This window comes from Pedobacter sp. 10L46_2, assembly GCF_056395165.1.
Genome location: NZ_JBFTIZ010000366.1, coordinates 1 through 3,877, shown reverse-complemented (window position 1 = coordinate 3,877; position 3,877 = coordinate 1). Strand labels below are relative to the sequence as shown.

The following is a 3,877-nucleotide window of genomic DNA, read 5'->3' as shown; positions in this document are numbered from 1 at the left end:
ACCCTGGTGCCATCTGGTAATGTGATTTGGTATTGCCCGCCGCGTGGGGTGGTAACTGTTATTTTTTCTGTGCTATTCAAGAGATCTCTTCTGTCGTCGAGATGACGGGGGCTGGTTTGAGAAGATGGCGAATTGTTAGAGATGACTGCAGTGTTATCATTATACTTTAAACTTGAGCCATCAACTACTACACCGGTCTTTGCTTGACTTAAGTGTATCGTTTTGCCATCGGCAAAAGTTAATGTTGCCTTGTTTGTGCCTGGAAGAATATCGTTTTTAGCGAGTGGTAGGTTGACGTCGTTCTGCAAAGAGCCATGATGTTTGCCCTGAGGACTGTTAAAAAACATCCACACTAACCCTAAAATTGCAAAAGCCAGTACAGCTACGCGAATAAGTAAATCTGATAACTTTTTGGGTCTACTGCTCTGTTCTCTAATCTTCATCAGCGTAGTTCCCAAATCAAAATTTAATTTATGGAAGTATATATTCTTTCCGTTATCCAGATGATTTAAAAAATCTGTGATTTCGTCTTTAGAAATGTCGGCAATAAACCGATTACCTTCATAAACGGGCAAAATATCTACGTCATTTTCACGCATTATAGATAGCGCCTCAAAAACCAATTGTTTTGAATCTAGTTTAATAATATACAGTTTAGTTATCTCTATTTGTCTTATCCCATAAAGCTGATTGCCAACGGTAGTCGCTCTCATTAGGGATTAAAGAAACAAATAATAATTCAATTAAAACGTGAACATAAACTACAGTATCTAAAGAATAACAAAAAATGTTATTTGACGACTAAATATTAAAGATATGCGAAATATCTATAGTTAGAAAAAATCTGATTAAAGGTTAGTTATTTGTATTACTGTAATTATCAATAAACCATTTTAATGCAGGATTTCTATTGGTTTGTTTGTAAGCTACAACAACTTCGGTATTTACAGGAATATTTTCCAACTCAATAAATGAAACTTTTAAATATTCATATTGTTTTTTGAGCGATAGGGGTAATATAGACACACCAAGTCCTGCTTCTACTAATTGTAATATAGAGTGGACATTATTAGCTTCATGAGTAATATCGGGCGTAAATTGCATCCGTTTGCAAATTTCAATTAGTTTATTGTTATAATGAGGTGCAAATTCCTTATTAAAAAAAATAAATGGGCTCTTTTTTAAAAAGTCAGCCAGTTCCTTATTTGTGCTGAACTTTTTTGCTGAAAAGGGAATAACAACTACAAAAGGATCAAAAAATAAGGTTTTAATAATTAATTTTTCGGAAAGAATAGGTGCTCTTAAAATACCTACATCTAATTTCCCTTGCTCCAATGCTTCAATTTGGGTTATTGTTGGCAGTTCAAATAAACCTGTTTTTATATACGGGAATTCTTCGCGCATTGCCTTTAAAATTTCTGCCAGATAGGATTGATAGACCGAACTTATATACCCGATCTTTAATTCACCGCTAAGGCTTAAATGGATTTGCCGAACTATATTTTTACTTTCTTCCAGTCTTGCAAAAATAGCATCCACTTCAGTTTTGAAATACTTTCCAGCATCTGTTAAAGCAACGCGTTTGTTGTCGCGCGTAAATAACTGCACTTCTAATTTCTCTTCCAATTCTTTAATCTGACGACTTAATGGAGGCTGAGAAATAAAAAGTTTTGTTGCGGCTTTTGTAAAATGCAATTCTTCTGCAACAGTTTTAAAATATAAAAGATGTCTGAGTTCCATATTTATAATACCTATTGGGTATCGTGAATTGATAAAATTGATATTTTTCAAATATGATAAAAGGAGTTAGGTTTGACAAATGAAAAATTTAAAATATGAAAACAGAATATTTAAAAAAGGCCACTAACGACGAAATTAAGGCAAGGTTCGATAATGATGTTGAACGCTTTTCAAATCTTGAAGTGGGTCAGCAAACAACCATTGACGCCCCACTTACCATGGAGTTATGTACAGAGGCAGCAAAATACATTAATCCACATGCAAAAGAATTACTGGATATAGGTTGCGGTGCGGGTAATTATACCTTAAAAATGCTAAGCAAAATTCCTGAATTGAATTGTACACTGAATGATTTGAGCATGCCAATGTTAGAACGGGCAAAAGAAAGGGTATCTGCAAAAACTAATGGTAAGGTAAATGTGATACAAGATGATATGCGTAATCTTGATTTACCAGATAATCACTTTGATGTGGTGTTGGCTGCCGCCACATTCCATCATTTACGTACTGATGCCGACTGGGAACTTGTTTTTACTAAATTATACATTGCATTGAAACCAGGTGGTAGTATTTGGATTTCTGACTTAATTACCCATGACTGTGAATTGATAAATAAGCTTTTTCAGGATAAGTACAGGGCATACCTTGAAACTTTGGGCGGACCTGAATATGCACAAAAAGTATTTGATTATATTGCTTACGAGGATACACCGCGTTCCTTAAGCTATCAGCTCGCTTTGTTAAGTAAAGTTGGGTTCAAAGAGATTGAAATACTGCATAAGAATTCTTATTTCGCAGCATTTGGAGCAATAAAGTAAGGTCAGTTGAACAATAAATTTCTGGAATTCATTATTTTTATATCACTCCCGAAAGAAAATAATAATTAAAACGTTTGTTATTTTATGACAACCCAGACGAAAATCCCTATTGATGTAGTTCATTTGCTACCTGTTCTTGATAAGAAACTGCTTGATTTACTGAAATCACTTAAACCCGGAGATTGGCAAAAACAGACTATTGCAAAACTTTGGACAGTTAAGGATGTAGCTGCACATTTGCTAGACGGTAATATTCGCGTGCTTTCCATTCTTCGTGATCATCACTTCGGTGAACATCCAGAAGGAAATTCTTATCAGGACTTGGTTGATTTCCTGAACAGACTTAATGCTGACTGGGTAAAGGCTATGAAAAGAGTAAGTCCGGAAATGCTTATTTTTCTTCTTGAAATAACCGGTCAGCAATTTTGTGACTATCTTAAATCTTTGAATCCTTTGGATAAATCTGTCTTAGCAGTTGGCTGGACTGGTGAATCAGAAAGTAAAAACTGGACAGAAATATCGCGTCAGTATACAGAAAAGTGGCTACATCAACAGCAAATAAGAGCTGCTGTAAATAAACCAGATCTAATGACGCCTGAGCTTTATTATCCCTTTATTGATATTTTTATGCTTGCTCTTCCACACACATACAGATCAATAACCGCAGATGACGGGTCAATTGTAAAGGTTACTGTTACAACGGACGTTGGTGGTTCGTGGTATTTGCTTCGTACTGAGAATAAATGGATATTGACAAAAAAACAAACAGAAACACCAACAACTGAAATTATTATTGATCCTGAAACCTCATGGAAGCTATTTTCAAAAAGCTTGCGACCAGAACAAGTAAAAGACAAAGTGAAAATTAGTGGTAATCAGGAGCTTGGGCTAATTGCGCTGACAATGCTTTCTGTTATGGCTTAAGAATTTATTTTAAGTATCAGATATTAAGGCAATTATTTTGTCTGTAAAAAACAGAAGTACACTTAGATATGATTACTCCGGGTGCAATTCCCGAAAACGGAATATGCTTAAATCCATTTTCAATTAAAAAGGAAACCCCCTCTGCATATTGATCTCTTTCTGAATCATCTAATACCACCACGCCTTCTTCTGTTAAAGATTCGAGAGCCTGTTTACAGCAGTTTACCCTATCTCTTCCATCCACAATGATTACGTCAAATTTCTTTCCGGTATTAGCTGCACTCCTGCAGTAATCTCCGTTGGGAACAAGCTCACAAAAAATCAGATGGACATTATTTAGGTTGGAGGCTTTATTTGTYTTAAACCATATTTTATCATGTTCAACAGAATAAACC

The 3,877-nt window shown here is 35.1% G+C and carries 4 protein-coding genes and 1 pseudogene; 2 read left to right on the top strand and 3 right to left on the bottom strand.

What is annotated here, in order from left to right:
- Together AC1DDX_RS24995 and AC1DDX_RS24990 are read right to left on the bottom strand one after the other, a co-directional pair.
- The coding region (locus AC1DDX_RS24995) for a CBS domain-containing protein (RefSeq protein ID WP_477622790.1) at positions 1 to 713 on the bottom strand (713 nt) is incomplete at its 3' end.
- A 142-nt stretch (positions 714 to 855) separates the two neighbouring features.
- Positions 856 to 1,791 (bottom strand): LysR family transcriptional regulator, encoded by a 936-nt coding sequence (locus tag AC1DDX_RS24990; protein WP_288879440.1) that lies wholly within the window; start codon positions 1,789 to 1,791, stop codon positions 856 to 858.
- 44 nt (positions 1,792 to 1,835) lie between these two features.
- Here AC1DDX_RS24990 and AC1DDX_RS24985 point away from each other — a divergent pair, with 44 nt between their 5' ends.
- Complete coding sequence (locus AC1DDX_RS24985; RefSeq protein WP_288879439.1) at positions 1,836 to 2,558, top strand: class I SAM-dependent methyltransferase; 723 nt, start codon at positions 1,836 to 1,838, stop codon at positions 2,556 to 2,558.
- Positions 2,559 to 2,642: 84 nt separating this feature from the next.
- A complete protein-coding gene (locus AC1DDX_RS24980; protein ID WP_288879438.1) occupies positions 2,643 to 3,482 on the top strand; it encodes a maleylpyruvate isomerase N-terminal domain-containing protein in 840 nt (279 codons plus the stop codon).
- 16 nt (positions 3,483 to 3,498) lie between these two features.
- On the opposite strand, the pseudogene AC1DDX_RS24975 reads toward AC1DDX_RS24980, so the two are convergent.
- Positions 3,499 to 3,877: pseudogene (locus AC1DDX_RS24975) on the bottom strand (FkbM family methyltransferase); the annotation flags it as partial.